At 66.0% G+C, this 19,686-nt stretch carries 23 protein-coding genes; all 23 read right to left on the reverse strand.

What is annotated here, in order from left to right; genetic code table 11:
• Positions 1-12: 12 nt before the first annotated feature.
• The 23 genes from era to K5554_RS12255 all read right to left on the reverse strand — a co-directional run bounded on the left by era (position 13) and on the right by K5554_RS12255 (position 19,669).
• Positions 13-912 carry a GTPase Era gene (era, locus tag K5554_RS12145; protein ID WP_221038720.1) on the reverse strand — a complete coding sequence of 300 codons (900 nt, stop codon included), beginning with the start codon at positions 910-912 and terminating at the stop codon, positions 13-15.
• The gene (cdd, locus tag K5554_RS12150; protein ID WP_221038721.1) at positions 909-1,316 is read right to left on the reverse strand and encodes a cytidine deaminase; all 408 of its coding nucleotides are present in this window, start codon (positions 1,314-1,316) and stop codon (positions 909-911) included. The genes era and cdd overlap by 4 nt, the downstream gene beginning before the upstream one ends.
• 11 nt (positions 1,317-1,327) lie before the next feature.
• The gene (locus K5554_RS12155; protein ID WP_221038722.1) at positions 1,328-2,371 is read right to left on the reverse strand and encodes a DUF3048 domain-containing protein; all 1,044 of its coding nucleotides are present in this window, start codon (positions 2,369-2,371) and stop codon (positions 1,328-1,330) included.
• A gap of 121 nt (positions 2,372-2,492) precedes the next feature.
• Positions 2,493-3,569 (reverse strand): DUF881 domain-containing protein, encoded by a 1,077-nt coding sequence (locus K5554_RS12160; RefSeq protein ID WP_221038723.1) that lies wholly within the window; start codon positions 3,567-3,569, stop codon positions 2,493-2,495.
• Positions 3,553-4,182: a DUF502 domain-containing protein gene (locus K5554_RS12165; RefSeq protein WP_221038724.1), complete on the reverse strand. Its 630-nt coding sequence runs from the start codon at positions 4,180-4,182 to the stop codon at positions 3,553-3,555. Before K5554_RS12165 ends, K5554_RS12160 begins: the two co-directional genes overlap by 17 nt.
• A gap of 69 nt (positions 4,183-4,251) precedes the next feature.
• A complete protein-coding gene (locus K5554_RS12170; protein ID WP_221038725.1) occupies positions 4,252-4,617 on the reverse strand; it encodes a diacylglycerol kinase in 366 nt (121 codons plus the stop codon).
• A gap of 6 nt (positions 4,618-4,623) precedes the next feature.
• Positions 4,624-5,091, reverse strand: a complete 468-nt coding sequence (gene ybeY / locus K5554_RS12175) for an rRNA maturation RNase YbeY (RefSeq protein ID WP_221038726.1) — start codon at positions 5,089-5,091, stop codon at positions 4,624-4,626.
• Positions 5,069-7,210 (reverse strand): HD family phosphohydrolase, encoded by a 2,142-nt coding sequence (locus tag K5554_RS12180; RefSeq protein ID WP_221038727.1) that lies wholly within the window; start codon positions 7,208-7,210, stop codon positions 5,069-5,071. Before K5554_RS12180 ends, ybeY begins: the two co-directional genes overlap by 23 nt.
• Positions 7,211-7,212: 2 nt before the next feature.
• A complete protein-coding gene (locus tag K5554_RS12185; RefSeq protein ID WP_221038728.1) occupies positions 7,213-8,202 on the reverse strand; it encodes a PhoH family protein in 990 nt (329 codons plus the stop codon).
• Complete coding sequence (gene yqfD, locus K5554_RS12190) at positions 8,159-9,394, reverse strand: sporulation protein YqfD (protein ID WP_221038729.1); 1,236 nt, start codon at positions 9,392-9,394, stop codon at positions 8,159-8,161. The genes K5554_RS12185 and yqfD overlap by 44 nt, the downstream gene beginning before the upstream one ends.
• Before the next feature lie 15 nt (positions 9,395-9,409).
• Positions 9,410-9,682, reverse strand: coding sequence for a sporulation protein YqfC (gene yqfC / locus K5554_RS12195; RefSeq protein WP_221038730.1), 273 nt, complete (start codon positions 9,680-9,682; stop codon positions 9,410-9,412).
• A 118-nt stretch (positions 9,683-9,800) separates the two neighbouring features.
• Positions 9,801-10,187 (reverse strand): hypothetical protein, encoded by a 387-nt coding sequence (locus K5554_RS12200; RefSeq protein WP_221038731.1) that lies wholly within the window; start codon positions 10,185-10,187, stop codon positions 9,801-9,803.
• Positions 10,188-10,192: 5 nt separating this feature from the next.
• Positions 10,193-11,182: a flotillin-like protein FloA gene (gene floA, locus K5554_RS12205; RefSeq protein WP_370636990.1), complete on the reverse strand. Its 990-nt coding sequence runs from the start codon at positions 11,180-11,182 to the stop codon at positions 10,193-10,195.
• A gap of 24 nt (positions 11,183-11,206) precedes the next feature.
• Complete coding sequence (locus K5554_RS12210) at positions 11,207-11,692, reverse strand: NfeD family protein (protein ID WP_221038733.1); 486 nt, start codon at positions 11,690-11,692, stop codon at positions 11,207-11,209.
• Between the two features lie 71 nt (positions 11,693-11,763).
• On the reverse strand, positions 11,764-12,219 hold the full coding sequence (locus K5554_RS12215) for a GatB/YqeY domain-containing protein (RefSeq protein WP_221038734.1): 456 nt from the start codon (positions 12,217-12,219) through the stop codon (positions 11,764-11,766).
• A gap of 26 nt (positions 12,220-12,245) precedes the next feature.
• The gene (gene rpsU / locus K5554_RS12220) at positions 12,246-12,422 is read right to left on the reverse strand and encodes a 30S ribosomal protein S21 (protein ID WP_221038735.1); all 177 of its coding nucleotides are present in this window, start codon (positions 12,420-12,422) and stop codon (positions 12,246-12,248) included.
• Positions 12,423-12,504: 82 nt separating this feature from the next.
• A complete protein-coding gene (locus K5554_RS12225) occupies positions 12,505-12,849 on the reverse strand; it encodes a histidine triad nucleotide-binding protein (RefSeq protein ID WP_221038736.1) in 345 nt (114 codons plus the stop codon).
• 118 nt (positions 12,850-12,967) lie between these two features.
• Complete coding sequence (mtaB, locus tag K5554_RS12230; RefSeq protein ID WP_221038737.1) at positions 12,968-14,254, reverse strand: tRNA (N(6)-L-threonylcarbamoyladenosine(37)-C(2))-methylthiotransferase MtaB; 1,287 nt, start codon at positions 14,252-14,254, stop codon at positions 12,968-12,970.
• A 31-nt stretch (positions 14,255-14,285) separates the two neighbouring features.
• Positions 14,286-15,032 (reverse strand): 16S rRNA (uracil(1498)-N(3))-methyltransferase, encoded by a 747-nt coding sequence (locus tag K5554_RS12235; RefSeq protein ID WP_221038738.1) that lies wholly within the window; start codon positions 15,030-15,032, stop codon positions 14,286-14,288.
• 1 nt (position 15,033) lies between these two features.
• The gene (prmA, locus tag K5554_RS12240; RefSeq protein WP_221038739.1) at positions 15,034-15,975 is read right to left on the reverse strand and encodes a 50S ribosomal protein L11 methyltransferase; all 942 of its coding nucleotides are present in this window, start codon (positions 15,973-15,975) and stop codon (positions 15,034-15,036) included.
• Positions 15,976-15,994: 19 nt separating this feature from the next.
• Positions 15,995-17,146, reverse strand: a complete 1,152-nt coding sequence (gene dnaJ, locus K5554_RS12245) for a molecular chaperone DnaJ (protein ID WP_221038740.1) — start codon at positions 17,144-17,146, stop codon at positions 15,995-15,997.
• Between the two features lie 29 nt (positions 17,147-17,175).
• A complete protein-coding gene (gene dnaK / locus K5554_RS12250) occupies positions 17,176-19,023 on the reverse strand; it encodes a molecular chaperone DnaK (RefSeq protein WP_221038741.1) in 1,848 nt (615 codons plus the stop codon).
• Positions 19,016-19,669, reverse strand: a complete 654-nt coding sequence (locus K5554_RS12255; protein ID WP_221038742.1) for a nucleotide exchange factor GrpE — start codon at positions 19,667-19,669, stop codon at positions 19,016-19,018. The genes dnaK and K5554_RS12255 overlap by 8 nt, the downstream gene beginning before the upstream one ends.
• Between the last annotated feature and the right edge of the window lie 17 nt (positions 19,670-19,686).

Genomic DNA, 19,686 nt, shown 5'->3' on the forward strand with positions numbered 1-19,686 from the left:
CTCCCCGGCGCCTTACGCCTGGTAACCCAGTCGGCGCAGGGTACTCTCTGTGTCGCGCCAGTCCTCCTTTACTTTCACCCACAGGTCGAGGAAAACATGGACGCCCAGCAGCGCCTCGATGCTGGCGCGCGCCCCCTGACCGACGGCCTTGAGCATCGACCCGTTTTTACCGATAAGGATGCGCTTCTGTGATTCTTTTTCCACGAAGATGTTGGCCCTTATATAGACGATGTTTTTCGCCTCCCGTTCCGCCATTTCCTCCACCTCCACCGCCACCGCGTGGGGAACCTCCTCGCGCGTCAGGCTGAGCACCTGCTCGCGGATCAGCTCGGCTACGGCGAAGCGTTCCGGCTGGTCAGTCACCATGTCCGGCGGGTAGAACTGCGGCCCGGCCGGGAGGTACCGGGTGAGAACTTCAAGCAAAGTGTCCAGGTTGGTACCGGCCAGGGCCGAAACAGGCACCACCTCCGCGAAATCCCCCAGCGCGGCGTAGCGGTCGAGAGCCAGCACCGTTTGCTCGCGGCTCAAAAGGTCCACCTTGTTCACCGCCAGCAGCACCGGGGTCTTCAGCCCCTTAAGGTTGGCGGCGAGCCGGCGGTCGGTAGCGCCCAGGGGCGCGCCGCCATCCACCACGTAAAGCACAGCGTCCACTTCGCCCAGCGCGCGCTGCGCCACCTCCACCATGTAGATGCCCAGGCGCGTCCGCGGCTTGTGGATACCCGGGGTATCCACGAAGACAATCTGGCGCCGCTCATCGGTGAAGATGCCGTGGATGCGGTTGCGGGTGGTTTGCGGCCGGGCGGTCACAATCGCCACCTTGTCGCCCACCAAGGCGTTCATCAAGGTCGATTTGCCCACATTGGGGCGCCCCACCAGGGCCACAAAACCGCTCCGGTACCCGCCAGCGTTCATGGTTTCGCCTCCTTAAGGTGTGCCGGCCCAAAGGCGCAGGGCAGAAGCTCCGCCAGGGTCAGGCTCCTCACCTCACCCCCGGGGCCGGCCAGGTAAACCTTAAGCTCGGGGGCAAACTCGCACAGCACCTGGCGGCAGGCGCCGCAGGGCGAAGCCGTCCTCTCGCCCTCGGCCGCCACAGCCAGGGCAAGGAACTCGCGCTCTCCCTCCGAGACCGCCTTAAAAAGCGCCACGCGTTCCGCGCACATGGTGCAACCGTAAGCGGCGTTTTCAATGTTGCACCCCGTGTACACCCGGCCGGACTGAGTAAGCAGCGCCGCGCCTACCCGGTAGTGGGAATAAGGAACATAGGCCCGCGCCTTCGCCGCGCGGGCAGCCGCCACCAGGGCTTCCTCTGTGGTCATAACCGTTCCCCCTACTCCCAGCTGACTTCCGCGCCCCGGGGCATAACCTCCACCCAGGTCTGACCCCGGGCCAGCTTAACCGTTTGGCCGTTCTTTTCCGTCCAGTGCGTGAAGTCCGTGCGTGACCCCTTGGACCAGTTGGCCTCGTAGGTGACGCCCAGCTGAAAGACGCGGCCGCTTCCCTGGCCCGTAAGCTTCATGTCGAGCCGCCCTTCCTTATCCAGTACCCGCGTCCCGTCCACAAACTGGACCAGGATATTCCTGGCCACCAGTTGCTGCCCCGTCTCGGCGTCCTTGTGCGGCCGGCCGCCGACAAACCGGCGATACCCGCCATCGACAATCCCTGCGTCCCAAACGTACTCCACCGTGTAACCGCCGGGGTACTTGAGCGTAATCTTCTTCGCTGAGGGACCGGAAAGGGCGCTGGGATCGTCATGAAACTCGAGCTCCCAGCTACGGCTGTAATTGGTCAGAAGGCCCCGCCGGTCCAGCTCCTGAAACAGGCGGTCCGTACTAGTATACACATTGTGCGGTTCCTTCTTGCTGCGCACCCGCCAGTAAACTTGTGGCAGGTAAAACTCGTTCAATGAAATCACCTTGAGGCGCTGGATGTCCCGCTGCGCCTGAGGACTCCAGCCGCAGTGGCTGTAGGCGGCGCCGAACTCCAGCGCCTTGTCGAGGAAGTAGTGACGGGCGCTGCGCACCGGGCCCACCGTGGGCGCGTCCTGGTGCAGGTACACGGGCATCAGGCGGGTGATGCCGCCCTCGGCCAGGATTTCAAACACCCAGCAGGCCTTATCGAGGCCCGACTGGGAACCGATGCCGGTCAGGTTGTCGATCATCACCGCCACCGGCCGCCGGTTCACCAGCACAGCATCCTCCACCGGCAGGCCGTCCAGCGGGCAGTATACCGGCTTCGGCGCCGGCACGGCCGGCGCTTCGTCCGCCGGTCCCGCCGCCGGCGGCTCGGGCGCAGGCGCCCGCCGGCAGCCCGCCGCCAGGGTGACCAGCAGTGCTCCCACCAGGAGCAATCCCAAAGATCGTCCCCACGCCACCCTTCCTTCCTCCCCCTTGCACAAACTACCGTTATGGGGCGCAATTTTTGCGCCTGCCCCAGGGCTCGATGAAGCGGGCCGGCAGAAAGCTGATACCTGTCGCGCCCCTTTCCGGGCGGTTCTAATTGCCTGCGTTCTCGCCGTGCGCCGGCAGCGTGATGTCCTCGGCCTGTTCCACCTCCATGCGCACCCCGGAGGCCTTAAACTCCACCTGGATCAAGTCCAGGCTGCTGGTGAGCACCTCGGGATCCCCCAAGGCAAAGATGGTAACCGGGTTTACCGCGATGGGCTTTTGGTTCACCAGGATCACCGGTCCGGCGCAGCGGATCGAGGAGGTGGTCACCAGGCGCTGATTGTTGACCGCAATGCCGGTGGCCCCGGCGGCAAAGAGTTCGTTCACGATGTCACGCACGTCGAAATCATGTACGATCTCGCCCACCCCGGCGCTCCCGGGGGCGTCGTACAGCCGCACGATGATCCCCGTGCCGCTGAGGGGCGCCAGACCGGCCTGCGCCTTCACCTCCTGGAGCCGGGCACGTAGGCTGTCGACCTCGCTTTCCGCGTGCTTCAGGCGCTCCAGTACCGAGACCGGCGTTACCAAGTCGGCGCGGCCGTCCTTCACCCGTACCTCCACCACCTGGCTCAACCGATCAAGGGCCTTGCTCTCCTTGATCCTCCGGCGCGTCGCTTCCGAAAGAAGCCCGGCCGGGTCGTCGATTTCGATGCCCCGCTCCTCGCTGCGCGTCACGGTGATACTGGCTTCGCCCAGCATGCCCGCCAGGCGCTCCTCCTGCCGGATGATGGCCAGGAGCTCTTCCCGGCGCAGGTTTTCCTGTTCGCGCAGGATGGTGTCCTGGGTTTCCCGCCCGTAGCGCAGCACCGCCTGGGCCACCGCCTCGGGGCTCGCCGCCTGCTCCAGTTCAAACTTAAACTTGGCCAGAATGGCCCGCACGGCTTGGTTTTGGTCCACACCCAGGTCCCGGGCCAAACGCTGGCTGTAATCCACCACCAGCTCGCCCCCGCGCCGCGCCGCCTCGAGCGGCAGAACCCGCCGGGGCAGCTGGACATAACCGGTGAGCACGGCCAGCACCAGGGTGTTGACGGCGAAAAGCAGCACCACCAAAAAGAGCATCAGCTTCAGCACCCATGGGGTGCGGGCCGTACCCGGCCCCGCCTTGGCGCTAACCGGCACGGGCACCGGCATCCCCTCTGCCCTGTTCACCCTTCTTCACCTTCCCCTCCCAGCCCGGAGGTGTTATGACACCTCCCGAGACCACCAACTTCAGCCCGTCCTCTACGCTCATGTCTAAGTAGGTAACCTCCTCTTCCGGTAAAAAGAGCAGAAAACCGGAAGTGGGGTTCGGCGTAGTCGGGACAAAAACGGCCAGCATGTCGCTGCCGTCCTGTTTACCGCCCGTGATGAAGGCCAGGGAGTACACCCCTTTGCGCGGGTACTCCACAAGCACCACCTGGCGAAAGGCCTTCTTTTGTTCGCTGAGCAGGGCCCGGATCACCTGCTTGAGCGTCTGGTAGACGCTGCGCACCAGCGGCACGCGCGTGAAAAGACGCTCACCCCAGCCGAGGAAACGGCGCCCCAGGTAGTTGGTGGCCAGCGCCCCGGTACCGAGAATAAGCCCGACGGTGACCACGAAACCTACCCCGGGCACCCTCCGGCCGAGAATAAGCTCGAGGAGCGGCCCGATGAGGCCGTCCACAAAACCGAAGACCACCCACAAGAAGTAAAGGGTCAGCAAAAACGGCAGAACGATGATTAGACCGGTAAAAAAGTATGTATGCAGGCGGCGGGGCATACCACCAACCCCCTTCTTTCCTAGTATGCCATAGGCTAGAAAAAGAAACAAGCCTCACCCCCTCCGGCTTTAGAAAAGAAGTCGCATAAGGGGTGGGCCGAAAACGATCAGGCCGACGACCACCGCCGCCAGAGCCGCCACCAGCACAGCGGCGGCCGCCACATCCTTGGCCCTGCCGGCCAACGGGTGGTAAGAGCGCCTGCAGAGGTCCACGGTGGCCTCGACGGCGGTGTTGATCAGTTCGCTCACCACGACCAGGGCAATGGTTAAGACGACCAGAGCCTGCTGGCCGGGCGGAACCTTGAGCCACGCGGCAACGGCCAGCGCAGCCGCGGCGGCCAGGGTGTGGCGCCGCAGGTTGCCCTGGGTGCGCCAGGTCCAGGCGAGCCCGGCCCAGGCGTAGCGCAGGCTTTCCCGAAACGCACGCCGTGCCACTTTTCTCTACCGCCTCAGCCCCACCGTAGCGAGCACGGCCTCTTCCCTGGCCCGCATGGCGGCTGCCGCTTCTTCGGTCGCATGGTCGTAACCCAAGAGGTGGAGAATACCGTGGGTGAGGAGGTAGCCCAGCTCACGCTCAAGGCTGTGGCCGTACTCGGAGGCCTGGGCCCGGGCGCGCGGCGCGGAGATGATCACGTCACCGAGGAGCTCGGGGATGTCGGCCGTAACCGGCGGGGTAAAGGCATCCTCGCCTTCGCGCAGGGCAAAGGAAAGGACATCCGTCGGCCGGTCGATGCCCCGGTAGGTGCGGTTGAGCTCCTGAATCCGCTTTTCATCCACCAGCGTCAGGCTCACTTCGGCGCCTCCGGCGCCCGCAGCGTCGAGGGCCGCTTCGCCCACCTTCGTCAGGAGTTCCTCCAAGTGCCGGTCCACCGCTACCTCTTCCTGCTCATTGCTGATTACGAGCGGCACTGTCTTTCTTCCCTTCCTCAGCGTTGGCTTGGGTTTTCAGGGTTTCTCTGCCGTCCGGGTACTCCACCCGGGGGTGGTAAATGCCGGCGATAACCCAGCTGAAGGCCGCTGCCACCCGGTCCAGGTCCCGCAGGGTAAGGTCGCTCTGATCCAACTGCCCGTCGGCCAGACGGTCCTTGATGATCTTCCTGATCAGCCCGTCGATCTTACCCTGCGTGGGGCTGGTGAGCGAGCGCACCGCGGCCTCCACCGAGTCGGCCAGCATCACCAGCGCCGCCTCCTTAGACTGTGGCACCGGACCATCATAGCGAAAATCATCCTCGGCCACGCCGCCCTGGCTTTCGGCTGCAGCCTGGTGGTAAAAGTAGGACACCAGCGTGGTGCCGTGGTGCTGCTGCAGGATGGCCGTGATGGCGGGCGGCAGCCTGTACTCCCGCGCCAGCTCCAGGCCCTCCTTGATGTGCGAGGTAATGACCAGCGTCGACAGGCCGGGGCTCATCTTGTCGTGCGGGTTGGGAGAAAGGAGTTGGTTTTCAATAAAAAACTCCGGGCGCTTTATCTTGCCAATGTCATGGTAGTAACTGGCCACTCGCACCAGCAGGCCGTCGGCGCCCACGGCATCGGCCGCGGCCTCGGCCAGGTTGCCGACGACGATGCTGTGGTGATACGTCCCCGGCGCCTCGAGCAGCAGGCGCCTGAGCAAGGGATGGCTGGGGTTGCCGAGCTCGAGAAGCTTCACCGGCGTGGTGATCCCGAAGGCGTTTTCCAGGTACGGCAACGAGCCGATCGCCAGAATGGCGGAAAGGAGCCCGTTGAGTACGCCGATGCTCCCCGCCACCGTCAGCTCCCCGATTCCCTGCCCCCCCAGGAGCCCCAAACCCCAGACGGCGCTAAGGTTCGCCGCGCTGACAAAAAACCCGGCCCGGGTGAGGTCGCTGCGCTGGCTGACCTTCTGCACCGCCAGGATGCCGCCCAGGCTCCCGGCCACGCCCTGCGCGGCCAGGTCCAGCCCTGGGCCGGCCATGATGCCGGTTAACAGGGCAAGCTCGGCGGCCGCCAGCACCGCAAGCCGGTTATCGAGCAAGATCGCCACCAGGAGCGGGCCGGTGGCCACCGGAAACAGGTAGGCCGCCAGCGGGTGGGGTACCAGGAAAAAGAGCCGGCCGATCGCCACCGTCCCCACAGCAATGAGGGCCAGCAGGGTGAGCAGCTTTTCGTTACCTGCCACCCGCGGGGCCAGAATCCTCAGGTAGGCCAGCGCCAGGCCCATGAGAAGAAGCACCAAGAGCGCTACGCCCAGCACCGCCGTCCAACGCGTTTTCGGCTGGAGCAACCCGAGCGCCTGCAGCTTCTGGATGTCTTCCGCGGTCACCGGGTCCCCCTTGCGCACGATAACGGTGTCCTGGAGAATTTCCCTCTCCACCGGGCGGATGGCCGCACGGGCGTCCTGGCGGCGTTTTTCCGTTTCCTCGGCGTTGAGCACCAGGTTGGGCTTTAAGACGGCGCTGGTCAGGGAGCGCAGCGCCTCTTTGAGCTCTGCCGTACCCTGGCCCGCCTCCACTTTCTGGCCCAACCGCTCGCGTATCTCCGGTAGGTCGGTTTCCCGCACCCCTTGCTGCATAACTTCCCGCACCAAGGCAGGTGCCTGCCGCTCCAGGGCCGCCATTTCGCCGTCGCTTAAGGCGACCAGTGCCTGGCCGGCGCTGGCGGTAAGGGGCAGGTTCAGCCGCTGGGTTAAGAGCTTGGCCTTGTCGGGCGCGCTGCCTTCCTGGGCGCGCACGGCGCGCACGGCATCCAGGGCCTCCTGCAGCCGGTCGAGGGAGTCCTTGAGGACGCTGATGTCCGGGTCATACACCGGTTCCACCAGCCGGGCGGCATTGTCGCGCAGCTCGGCCGTCTTCGCTTCGTCGAAGTAGGTGATGGTTTTCGGCGCGGAGATGGTGTCCGGAGCCGGTTTGCCCTCTTCCACCTTGAGACGTTGAGGCAGCCACTGCAAGCTCACCAGCGTTGTCAGCAGGGCGAAGGTGAAAAAGCCCAGGCCTAAGCGGCGCACCAGGGCGTGGCCCCAAAGCGCCGCCGGCCGTCCTTTACCCAGGCGCTGCTGAAGCGGTGTCCGCATCCTTACCCCTCCTCGCCCGCTGCCCTGCCTTCTTGGCTCTTTTCGTACTCCTCGTAAGCGGTGATGATGCGCTGCACCAGCTCGTGGCGCACCACATCCTGGTGGCTGAAGTAGACAAACGCAATCCCCGCGACGTCGCGGAGCACAAAGCGCACCTCCTCCAGGCCGGAAAAGCGCCCGCGCGGCAGATCCACCTGGGTGATGTCGCCGGTGATGATGGCCTTGGAGCCGAAACCCAGGCGCGTGAGAAACATCTTCATCTGCTCCGGGGTGGTGTTCTGCGCTTCGTCGAGGAGGATAAAGGCATCATCCAGCGTGCGCCCGCGCATGTAAGCCAGCGGGGCAATCTCAATGATCCCCCGCTCCGCGTACTTCTGGTAGGTTTCCACCCCCAGGAAGTCGTACAGGGCGTCGTACAGCGGCCGCAGGTACGGGTCCACCTTTTCCTGCAGGTCGCCGGGAAGAAACCCGAGTTTTTCGCCGGCTTCCACCGCCGGGCGCGTGAGCACAATCCGGTTTATCTCCCGGTTTTTAAGGGCCCGCACCGCCATGGCCATGGCCAGGTAGGTTTTACCGGTGCCGGCCGGGCCGATGCCGAAGACCACATCGTGGCGGCGGATGGCCTCCACATAACGTTTTTGGCCCAGGGTCTTGGGCTTGACCGCTTTGCCCCTATGCGTCACCAGGAGAGTCTCCTCCTGGGTCGGGTCCAAGCTGCCTTGGCGGTGCTTCGCCAGCCCCACCGCCAGATGCACGTCCTCGCGGCTGATGGCGTTGCCTTCCCGGGCCAGTTCCGCCAGCTGTTCGAGGGCGCGGGCCGCCTGCTCCACGGAGGCGGCCTCGCCGATGATGATGACCTCCGTTCCCCGCGGCACCAGCTTAACGGGAAACTCGCCCTCCAGGTAGCGCAGGTTCTCGTCGCAGTGCCCGAAAAGCCGGAGCGCCTCTTCATTGCTGGCGACCGTTATCCGTTTTTCCTTCCTTTCCCCCAATACTTGGCCCTCCTTCGCGTGGCAGGGGGTAATAGGGTACCCGTTCAGCAATGTCTTCCACTGTTTCTATTCTCACCCGCACGCGGGTAAGATTATCCTCCGGCGCCGAGAGAACCTTTTCTTCCACCTTGACGACCTCCGCGCCCTCTGCAAGGTTGCGCTTCAGGTCTGCGAGCGCCTGCGCCCCCAGCCGCCGGGCACTTTCCTCCGCCGTGAGCAGCCGCCTTTCCTCCTTGAGCTCGTGGTACGTCCTTTCTATAATTTCGACAGGTACCCGGAGATTCCTCCAACTGAACGCGCTTTTAACACGCGTTTCCACCTCATAGCGTTCAAAGGGCGCCGCCGCCGGCCCGGCCAGAAGGTACTCCCGGTTCAAGGCGCGCACCAGGCGCGCCTGGGCCGTGTGCCCGGTGCGCACAAGGCGCACCTCCTCCGGGCGGCCCTCGCGGTAGGCCTCATACCACACGCGCGCCCGGACCCGCCCCCGGGCCGCGACAGGCCGGCCACCCTGCTCGCCGCTGATGAGTACGTCGCCGGCCCGTACAGTGGCGCCTTTTTCCGTGCGGGCGGTTCCAGTAAGGACGAAGACATCCAGCACCACCCCACTCCTTTTGGCCACCAGGTGGCCGGGGCCTTCGGCCGGCGGCGGCAGGAGCTTGGGCACCACTTCCAGCCTGAACTTGGTGCCGGTGAAATAAGCGCGCGCCCAGGCCAGGTCGGGAAAGCGGGCCAGCACCTCGTGCTCGATACCCGCCAGGTCGATCCGCTCCTTGAGGACGCCGCGGTTCACCCCCTTCTCCACCAGGAGCTCAGCCAGCCGCTCAGCCTGAGCAGGGTTGCGGCTGCCCTTGATCTCCACCGCCCAGAGGCAGCCGGCCCAGGCATAAAGCGCCAAAAGAAAAAAGGCCCCGCCGATGAGGAGCGCCTGGCGCCGGCGCAGCCGCCGCAGTACAAAGGGCAGGCCCCCCTTGCAGAGGATGTGCAGTCTCAGCCCGCAGGCCCGCACCAGCGGGCGCAGCCGCAAAAAGCCCCGGCTGCCCACCCGGAAATAAAGCCGGCCCTCGCGCCAGTGCACGTCCCAAAGGTAGATCCCCCGGCTTACCGCCAGGTTGAGCAGGCGCTCATCGTCCTCTCCCTCCACCCGCACCAGCACCTGTCCCTGCAAAAAGAACCAGATGCGCAGGACAAACACGTCCCTCACCCGCCCTTACGCGAATTCAATCCGGCTGATTTGCCCTTCCACGATGATCTCTTCCTCGGAAAGGCTCACCAGGGCCAGGTCGCTTCCTGAGACCACCAGTTCCCCCTGGGCCAGGGCGAGGCGCACCCGCTCGGGACCGTATTCAACTATGCCGCGGTGGTTTTCCATGACAAGCTGCAGGTTGCCCACCAGGGTGACCCGCGGCAAATCCAGGACAATATCCTCCGGGATCTCAAGTAAATCGGCCAGCCGCCGTCCCAGGCGCACGCCCCGCTTCACCCCGTCACGCCCCCATCTTACGGTTTACCGCCCCCGCTGCTTTCCTCTACATGTCTATGCCTCAGCCGGGAGGCGTAAAACCATAATCCCCCCGGCCGTAGGCAGGGGGGATGGGGTGTCAACGCCGGGGCCAGGGCCGGCGCGTCCGCGGGGCGTCCAGTACCTCGGCCAGGATGATGCCCGCGACCAGGTTTTCCGGCACCAGCCACTCGGCCGCTCCGCCGGCCGGCACGGCCGGCGGAGCCGCGGGCGGTGCGGCCGCGCGCGCAGGCGGTACGGCCGCACCGGGGCGCACCGGCGGCTGGGCTGAAGGCGCAGCCTTCCGGGCCTCCGGGCGCGCCGCCCTCCGGGCCGCCGGGGCCTGCCGGGAAGCCGAGGCGCAGGGAGCAGCCGGGGTTTCCCGGCGCGCCGCCGGCCGCGGCGGTGCCGACCGGCGCCGGGTCTGGCTGCGCCACAGGCCCGCCAAGACCAGGAAGCCCAGGTAGAGGAAAATCGCCTTCAGCACGGCGCTCATTCTCCTTTAACCGGGTCGGTGCTTTTGGGCCCTTGCGGCGCCAAGCGGGAGATGGCCTCACGCATGTCGGTATCGGCGCCGATGTTTTTTAAGTTGTAGTAGTCCATGACGCCCAGCTTACCCTCCCGCAGGGCCTGGGCCATAGCCTTCGGGATCTCCGCCTCCGCCTCGACCACGCGCGCCCGCATCTCCTGCACCATGGCTCGCATCTCCTGCTCGCGGGCAATGGCCATGGCCCGCCGCTCCTCCGCCTTGGCCTGGGCGATGCGCTTGTCGGCCTCCGCCTGGTCGGTCTGCAGCTGCGCGCCGATGTTACGGCCCACGTCCACGTCGGCCACGTCGATGGAGAGGATCTCAAAGGCCGTCCCGGCATCAAGGCCCTTCTCCAGCACCGTCTGCGAGATGCTGTCGGGGTTCTCCAGCACCTCTTTGTGCGATGCGGCGCTGCCGATGGTGGTGACGATGCCCTCGCCCACCCGGGCGATCACCGTGGCCTCCCCCGCGCCGCCCACCAGGCGCTCGATGTTGGCCCGCACGGTAACGCGGGCCTTGGCTTTAAGCTCGATGCCGTCCTTGGCCACCGCCGCCACCACGGGCGTCTCAATGACCTTCGGGTTGACGCTCATCTGCACAGCTTCCAGCACATTGCGGCCGGCCAGGTCGATGGCCGCCGCCCGCTCAAAGGACAGGGGGATGCCCGCCCGGTGCGCGGCGATGAGCGCGTCCACCACCCGGTCCACGTTGCCGCCGGCCAGGTAGTGCGCCTCGAGCTGGTTGCTCGAAAGATCGATGCCGGCCTTCGTGGCCTTGATCAGCGGGTGGACAATCCGGCTCGGCGGCACCCGCCTGAGCCGCATTCCCACCAGGCTGATGATCCCCACGCGTACCCCCGCCGCCAAGGCCGAAATCCAGAGGCCTACCGGGATAAAAGAAAAGAGAACGATCAGCAGGAAGGTGATGACCAGCAAAGGAAAACCAATCAGCAAAACCTCCACGCCACAGCCTCCCTTTTACCGTATTTTTCTAACTTCTTCCACCACGACCCGCTGCCCTTGCACCTGCACCACGCGCACGGCGGCGCCCGCCGGTATGAAATCTCCCTGGCTCACCACCGCCACCCGCCCGCCGGCCAGCTCCGCCGTACCCGCGGGCCGCAGCGGGGTGAGGGCCCGGCCCGTGGCGCCCGCCAGGTACGACAGGTCCCCGCCCGCCAGGTAGCCTTCTTTGCCGCCCAGGCGGTCAAAGAGAATAAGGCCCCGCAGCTCCCGCGGGCCGAGGCGCCGGAGCAAAAGGTAAAAGAGCAACCCGGCCGCGGCCGACGCGCCCAGCAAGAGCGCAAAGACCCAGGTGCCGTAGGAAGCCGCCCAGACCAGGCTGGCGGCCAGGGCCGCCAGCCCCCCCACACCGGCTATGCCAAACCCCGGAATTAAGAGCACCTCCACAGCCAGGAGCACGATTCCGGTCAAAAAGAGGAGCGTGATCAATGCCGGCATCATCTCCCCTCCCCCCTCCCGTAGTCCCTTTTTCCATAAGAAAAACCCAGCCGGAAGGGACTGGGCTTTTCGCGTTACTGTTGTTCCAGAAGCTCGCGCACAATCCGGTTAACCAGGCGCCCGTCCGCCCGGCCCTTGGTCTTAGGCATCAAGGCGCCCATCACCTTCCCGAGGTCGCGCGGACCTAAAGCGTGCACCTGGGCGATGGTCTCGCGCGCCAGGCCCCGGATCTCGTCCTCGCTGAGCTGGGCCGGTAAATAGGCCTTCAGGATGCGGATCTCCTCTTCCAGCTTGGCCACCAGGTCCTCCCGCCCGCCGCGGGCAAATTCGGGTATGCTGTCCTGGCGTTCTTTGACTTCGTGGGCCAGAACCGCGATAATCTCCGGGTCGCTCAGCTTGTGCCCCTTGGCGATCTCCGCGTTCTTGAGCGCTGCGCGTGCCATGCGGATTACCGCCAGCCTGGTCTTGCCCGCCTCACGGGCTTTCATGGCCTCTTTCATGTCCGCCAGCAGCCGTTCTTCCAGTGTCACCCGTCCCGGCCTCCCGCTGCAACCTTTTAGCGGAACCTACGCTTGCGCGCCGCTTCCGACTTTTTCTTCCGCTTGACGCTGGGTTTCTCATAGTGTTCGCGCTTGCGGATCTCGGACAAAACCCCTGACCGCTGGCACTGCCGCTTAAACCTGCGCAGTGCACTGTCGAGGGACTCGTTCTTCCCGATTCTGATCTCAGGCACCCGCCTCTCCCTCCCTCCACCACGGTCATGAGCCCGGGGTATCAGGTAGATTATATACCAGCCGCGAAAAAAGTGTCAAGCTTTAGCCTGGAGGCCAATCCATGAAGCGGCCGCCCAGGACATGGAAGTGCAGGTGCGGCACCGTCTGGCCGCCGTTTTCCTTGGTGTTTATCACCACGCGGAAACCGGCGTCGGCGATGCCCCGCTTCCGGGCGAGGGAGACGATAACCCGGTGCACCTGGGCCAGCAGGCCGGCGTCGGCCGGTCCCAGCTCCAGCAGGTTGACGATGTGCTTCTTGGGCACCACCAGGAAGTGCACGGGAGCCTGGGGGTTGATGTCGTTGAAGGCAACCAGGTTCTCGTCTTCGTAGATGAGGTCCGCGGGAATCTCCTTCACCGCTATCTTGCAGAATATGCAGTCCGCCATGCTTTTGTCACCCCCTTCGCCCTTAGTATTCTTCGCCGTCTTCCAGGAAAATCCTGCCGCCGCAGGGAAAGAAACCGGCCCTCCGGGAATCCCCGGCACGACAAGCGTTTAGTCCGCTCTATGACAGCGCGCCGCGGGCGTAGTCGGCGGTGACGGCCGTGATGCGGACGGTAAGGATGCGGTTCATCAGCGCGTCGGGGCCGGGGAAGCGAACGCGGATGTAGTTGCCGCTGTAACCCGCCAGGTCTCCCCCCTCGCGCTCTTCCTCCGCCAGCACCTGAAGCGTCTTCCCCAGGTACCGGCTGTGGAACTCAAGCGCCAACTCCTTCCCCAGGGCGATGAGGCGGTGGCTGCGCTCCCCCTTGACGCGCGGGTCCACCTGATCAGGCATGGCCGCCGCCGGCGTACCCTGCCGCGGCGAGTAGGTGAAGACGTGCAGGCGGCTGAAGGCGGCCCGGCGGGCCAGGTCCACCGTGGCGGCAAAGTCGGCTTCCGTCTCACCGGGAAAGCCCACGATGATGTCTGTGGTAAGGCCTGCACCGGGGAGCGCCCGCCGCACCTGGTCTATCAGCTTCAGGTAATCTTCCCGGGTGTAGGGCCGCCCCATGCGCCTCAGGACTGCGTTGGAGCCGCTCTGGAGCGGGATGTGCAGGTGCGGGCACACCTGCGCGGTGGCAGCCATGTAGTCGAGGAGTTCCGGTGTGACCTCGTGCGGGTCGAGGGAGCTCAGCCGGACGCGCTCCAGCCCGGGGACGCCGCTGAGAAGCTTTAAGGCGCTGATCAAGTTCACCTCCGGGCCCAGGTCGCGGCCGTAGTGCCCCAGGTGGATGCCGGTGAGGACGATCTCCCGGTAGCCCTCGGCCACCAGCCGCTCGGCCGCGGCCCGTACCCGCTCCGGGGCCCTGCTGCGCACGGGCCCACGGGCGTAGGGGATGATGCAGTAGGTGCAAAAGCGATCACAGCCGTCTTCAATCTTTAGATACGCCCGGGTCCGGGTGGAGTAGTCGAGCGGCAGTTCCTCAAAGTCCGCGGCTGTCTCGAGCTCCTGCACCCGGTTCACGCGCCGGCGCCCGCGGGCGGCCTCCTCCACGTAGTCCACCACGCGGGAGCGCTCGCGCGTGCCGAGGATGACGTCCACCTCCGGCAGCTTCTCCACCGCGGCCGGCGCCGCCTGTGCCCAGCAGCCCACCACGGCGATGGTCGCCCCCGGCGCGCGCCGCCCGGCCCGGCGTACCAGCTGGCGGTTCTTGCGGTCGGCCAGGTGGGTGACGGTGCAGGTGTTCACCACGTACACGTCGGCCGCTTCGTTAAAATCCACCACCTCGTAGCCGCGCTCGCGGAAGAGGTCCTTCATGGCCTCGGTCTCGGATTGGTTTACCTTGCACCCCAGGGTGGCGAAGGCCACCCGCTTCTTCTCGCCCAGCTCTTCCGCCCCCTTAACCCAGATCCCCCAGTTCGTAGAGCACGATACTCGCGGCCACCAGCCCGGCCGTTTCGGTGCGCAGGATGCGCGGCCCCAGGCTCACCGGGATGGCACCGGCGGCGAGAGCCAGCTCCACCTCGGCCGGCAAAAAACCGCCCTCCGGCCCGGTTAAGAGCAGAAGTCGCCGACAGGCCCCACGGGCCCGCAGCTCGCCCAGTACCTCCTTGAGCCGGCGCGTGCGCTCCTCTTCCCAGAGGAGCAACGCCGCGTCAAAGTCACGCAGGCGAGCGTTCAGGGCCGCCAGCGACGTAATGCGTTCCACCCGGGGCACGCAGGCGCGGCGGCACTGCTTGGCCGCCGCGCGCGCCACCCGCTCCCAGCGCAGGGCACGGCGCTCCTCGCCCTCGCCCGGCCTTACCACCGAACGCGCTGTATGTAAAGGGATCACCGCCTGCACGCCGATTTCCGTGGCCTTCTGAATCACAAGCTCCAGCTTGTCGCCCTTGGCCAGCCCCTGCGCCAAAATAAGCTCCAGCGGTGCTTCGGGTACCGGCGCCACCTCGGCCAGGATGCGTCCAAGCACGGCCTCGCCTTCCCAGCCCTCTATCCTCACCAGGTACTCCCGGCCCCGGCCGTCGAAGACGTACACCTCGGCCCCCGGCCCCAGCCGCAGCACGCGGCGCAGGTGGTGCGCTTCGTCGCCCCCCAGGCGTACCATTTCCCCGGTGAAGTGTTCCGGGGGAGCAAAGAAGCGTCGCACCCTAGGTCTCCTCCCGCAAGGCAGCGAAGGCCACCCACTCTTCCTGTCCCAGGATCTCCGCCAGTTTAAAGCCCTGAGCCGCCAGGCCTTCTTTCACTTCTTCAAAACTGGGCTCGATCACGCCGCTCCCGATAAAGTACCCGCCCGGGTTCAGGTGCGCGGTCAGATCCACCACCAGCTCCAGGAGCACACTGGGCGTGATGTTCGCGAGGACCAGGTCGGCTGCACCGGGAAGCTCCTCAAAAAGGCTGCCGCCTAAAACAGAGACCCTGTCGGTCACCCGGTTGCGCTCGCAGTTCGCCCAGGCCGCTTCCACCGCCAGCGGGTCGGCGTCCACAGCGGTAACCTCCGCCGCCCCCAGGCGCGCCGCGGCGATGGCCAGGATGCCTGAGCCTGTCCCGATGTCGAAGACGGTGGCGCCCGGCTGCAGGTACTTCTCGAGGAGAGTCAGGGCCATGGCGGTGGTGGGGTGTGTGCCCGTTCCAAAGGCCATGCCCGGGTCGAGCTCAATCACCACGTCCTCGGGCCCGGCCGGGTACTCTTCCCAGGCCGGCTTGATCACCAGCCGCCGGCCCACCCGCACCGGTTTGTAATAGCTTTTCCAGGCGGTGGCCCATTCTTCTTCCGCCACGCGCTGCAGGCTGATTTCGCCTGGGATATTAAGAATCTCCAGCACCCGGTTCACCGCCGCCTGCACGGCGGCGAGGCGCTCCTTGAGCACGGCGTTCACCGGCAGGTAGGCCTTTACCGTTACACCGCCGTCCACCGGCACCGGGTCCGGCAGTTCGGCGGCATCCCAGCGCCCGCTGGCCCGGTAGGCCGCGACGAGGCCCGGGTCCTCGATGACCACGCCCCCCGCTCCTTGTTCATGCAGGACGTTGGCGATGGCTTCGACGCCCTCCTGGCTGGTCTGGATGCTGATCTCCGCCCACTCTTTGGCCATCGAGGACCCTCCTTTTGCCTTATCTCCCCAGCGCATCGCGCACCTTGCGGAAGAAACCCTTGTCTTCGGCCTTGTCGCCGAAAGTCCGGCCCAGTTCCCTCAGCAGCTCGCGCTGCCGCTCGCTGAGCTGCGTCGGCGTTTCCACGCTTACCACCACGTGCAGGTCGCCGCGCCCGTGGCCCCTGAGGTGGGGCATGCCCTTGCCGCGCAGGCGGAAACGGGTACCGGTCTGGGTGCCCTCGGGAACCGTCAACCCGGCCTTACCATCCAGGGTGGGAACCTCCACTTCCGCCCCCAGAGCCGCCTGGACGATGTTGAGCTTGATCTCCGTAAGAAGGTCGTCGCCCTGCCGCGTAAATCGTTTGTGCGGGCGCACGGTGACGAACACATAGAGGTCCCCGGGCGGCCCACCCAGGCGCCCGGCCTCCCCCTCACCCGCCAGCCGCAGGCGTGCCCCCGTGTCCACGCCCGCCGGAATGTGCACCGTTATGCGGCGCGCGCGCCGGGCCCGGCCGCTCCCGCCGCAGGCGGTACACGGTTTGGTGACGATGCGGCCCGCACCGTGGCAACGCGGGCACGTCGTAATGTTAACCATGCGGCCGAAGGGCGTGGCGCGCTCCTGGCGCACCTGACCGCTCCCGTGGCAGGCATGGCACGTTTCCGGGCGGCTGCCCGGCGCCGCGCCGCTGCCGCCGCAGGCAGCGCAGGCCTCTTCGCGCAGCACCTCGATATCCTTCTCCAGCCCGGCGGCAGCCTCCTCCAGGGAGATCTCCAGGTCATAGCGCAGGTCGGCGCCCCGCTCCGGTCCCTGCCGGCGCCCGCGCCCGGCTCCGCCGAAGAACATGTCAAAGAGGTCGCCAAACCCGCCAAAGTTGCCAAACCCACCAAAATCGCCGAAGCCCCCGAAGTCCGGTCCGGCCCCGCCTCCGCCGAAGGCCGAAGGATCAAAGGCGGCGTGGCCGAACTGGTCGTACTGCGCCTTTTTCTGCGCGTCGCTCAGTACCTCGTAAGCCTCGTTTATCTCCTTGAACTTGGCCTCGGCCGTGGGGTCCCCGGGGTTGACGTCCGGGTGATACTGGCGGGCCAGACGGCGGTAGGCTTTCTTAATCTCTTCCTGGCTGGCCGTGCGGGGCACACCCAGGACCTCATAGTAATCGCGTTTTGCGGCCAAGCTCATCACCCCCGGCCTGCCGGCCTGGTTTACTTCTTATCGTCATCCACCTTGTACTCGGCATCCACCACGTTGTCGTCTGCCTTGCCGCCTGCGCCCGGGTTCGGGCCGGCGCCGGCACCGGGCCCGGCACCCGGCCCGCCGCCCGCCTTGGCGTAAAGAGCCGAGCTCAGCGCGTAGAGGGCCTCGGAGAGCTCCTCGCTGGCTTTCTTGATAGCGGCGGTGTCGTTCCCTTTCAGGGTCTCCTTCACCTTCCCCACCGCCTCGCGGGCCCGGCTCACCAGGGCGGCGTCCACCTTGCCCTCGGCGTCCTTCAGCGTCTTTTCGGCGTTGTAGGCCAGCGCGTCGGCCTGGTTCTTGGCCTCCGCCGCCTCGCGCAGTTTCTTGTCCTCCGCTGCGTGCTCCTCGGCCTCTTTGGCCATGCGCTTGATCTCTTCATCGCTGAGGCCGCTGGAGGATTTGATGGTGATGGCCTGCTGCTTGCCGGTGCCCAGGTCTTTGGCGGAGACGTGCACGATGCCGTTGGCGTCGATGTCGAAGGTGACCTCGATCTTCGGCACGCCGCGCGGCGCCGGCGGGATGCCCGTCAGCTCGAAGCGCCCCAGTGTCTTGTTGTAGGCCGCCATCTCGCGCTCGCCCTGCAGTACATGGATCTCCACGCTGGTCTGGCCGTCGGCGGCCGTGGAGAAGATCTGGCTTTTACTGGTAGGAATGGTGGTGTTGCGCTCGATGATGCGGGTGAACACACCGCCCAGCGTCTCAATGCCGAGGGAAAGCGGCGTCACGTCCAGAAGCAGCACGTCCTTGACCTCGCCCGCCAGCACGCCGGCCTGGATGGCCGCCCCCACCGCCACGCACTCGTCCGGGTTGATCCCTTTGTGCGGTTCTTTGCCCAGGTAGCTCCGGATGGCCTCCTGTACCGCCGGGATGCGCGTGGAACCGCCCACCAGGATGATCTTGTCGATGTCCTTGGGCTCCAGCCCGGCGTCGGCCATGGCCTGCCGGGTGGGGCCCATGGTGGCTTCCACCAGGTCGCGGGTAAGCTCCTCGAACTTGGCGCGCGTCAGCGTCGTCTCCAGGTGTTTGGGCCCGGAGGCATCGGCGGTGATAAAGGGCAGGTTGATGGTGGTGGTAAGCAGGCTGGAAAGCTCGATTTTGGCCTTCTCCGCCGCCTCCTTCAGCCGCTGCAGTGCCATTTTATCCCGGCGCAGGTCAATGCCGTGCTCTTTCTTAAATTCTTCGGCCAGGTAATCGATTATGCGCTGGTCGAAATCGTCGCCGCCCAGGTGCGTGTTGCCGTTGGTCGCCTTCACCTCAAAGACGCCGTCGCCCAGCTCCAGGATGGAGACATCGAAGGTGCCGCCGCCCAGGTCGAAAACCAGGATGGTCTGGTTCTCTTCCTTGTCCAGGCCATAGGCCAGGGAGGCCGCCGTGGGCTCGTTGATGATGCGGAGCACCTCCAGCCCGGCGATGGTGCCGGCGTCCTTGGTGGCCTGGCGCTGGCTGTCGCTGAAGTAGGCCGGTACGGTGATAACGGCCTGTGTCACCTTCTCGCCCAGGTAGGCCTCGGCGTCGGCCTTGAGCTTCTGCAGGATCATGGCCGAGATCTCCTGGGGCGTGTACTCTTTCTCGTCGATGTGCACCTTGTAGTTTGAACCCATGTGCCGTTTGATGGAGACCACCGTGCGCTCGGGGTTGGTGATGGCCTGGCGCTTGGCCACCTGGCCCACCATCCGCTCGCCCGCCTTGGAGAAGGCCACCACCGACGGGGTCAAGCGGCTCCCTTCGGCGTTTGGAATAACGACCGGCTCGCCGCCCTCCATCACGGCGACCACGGAGTTGGTCGTTCCCAGGTCAATGCCGATAACTTTAGACATGCTCCTCGTCTACCTCCCCATTGCCCATATCCGTAGCTTCAGCCTTTTCTTCATCGCTGCATCGCTCTTGCGCCGCGCTTTCCACTTGGGGCGGCCGGGGGCCCACTTTCACCAGCGTGGGCCGCAGCACCCGATCATGGTAGCGGTAGCCGCGCTGCAGCTCCGCCACCACCACCTCCGGTTCGCCCTCTTCCCTAAGGAGCGCTTCCTGCTGCTCCGGGTTGAAGGGCTCACCCAGGCCGGGGTCAAGCGGCGTCACACCTTCTTTGGCCAGCACCGCCTGGAACTGTTTTACTACCTGCTCGACGCCCCGGCACAGGGCTTCGGCCGACGCCGCAGGCGCCGCGAGGGCCCGCTCCAGGTTATCCAGCACCGGGAGCAGCTCCTTGAGGAGCCGGGCATTGGCATAGGCCGTAAGCTCGGCCCGATCGCGCTCCACCCGGCGCCGGTAGTTCACAAAATCGGCCTTGAGGCGCGTGAGCTGCGCCAGATAGTCGGCGGCCTTCTCCTCGGTCGCGGCCAGCCGTGCCGCCAGGTCTTCACCTTCGCGCTCCGGCGCCGCCTCCGCCCCCGGCTCGGCACCCGCTGCTTCAGCAGGGGCAGCCGGCGCCTCTTCTTCTACCCGTTCTTTTTCCTCTTCCGCCAATCTTCCCACCTCCGGGG

The sequence above is a fragment of the Gelria sp. Kuro-4 genome (assembly GCF_019668485.1).
In the GTDB taxonomy this organism is placed as follows: domain Bacteria; phylum Bacillota; class DTU030; order DUMP01; family DUMP01; genus DUMP01.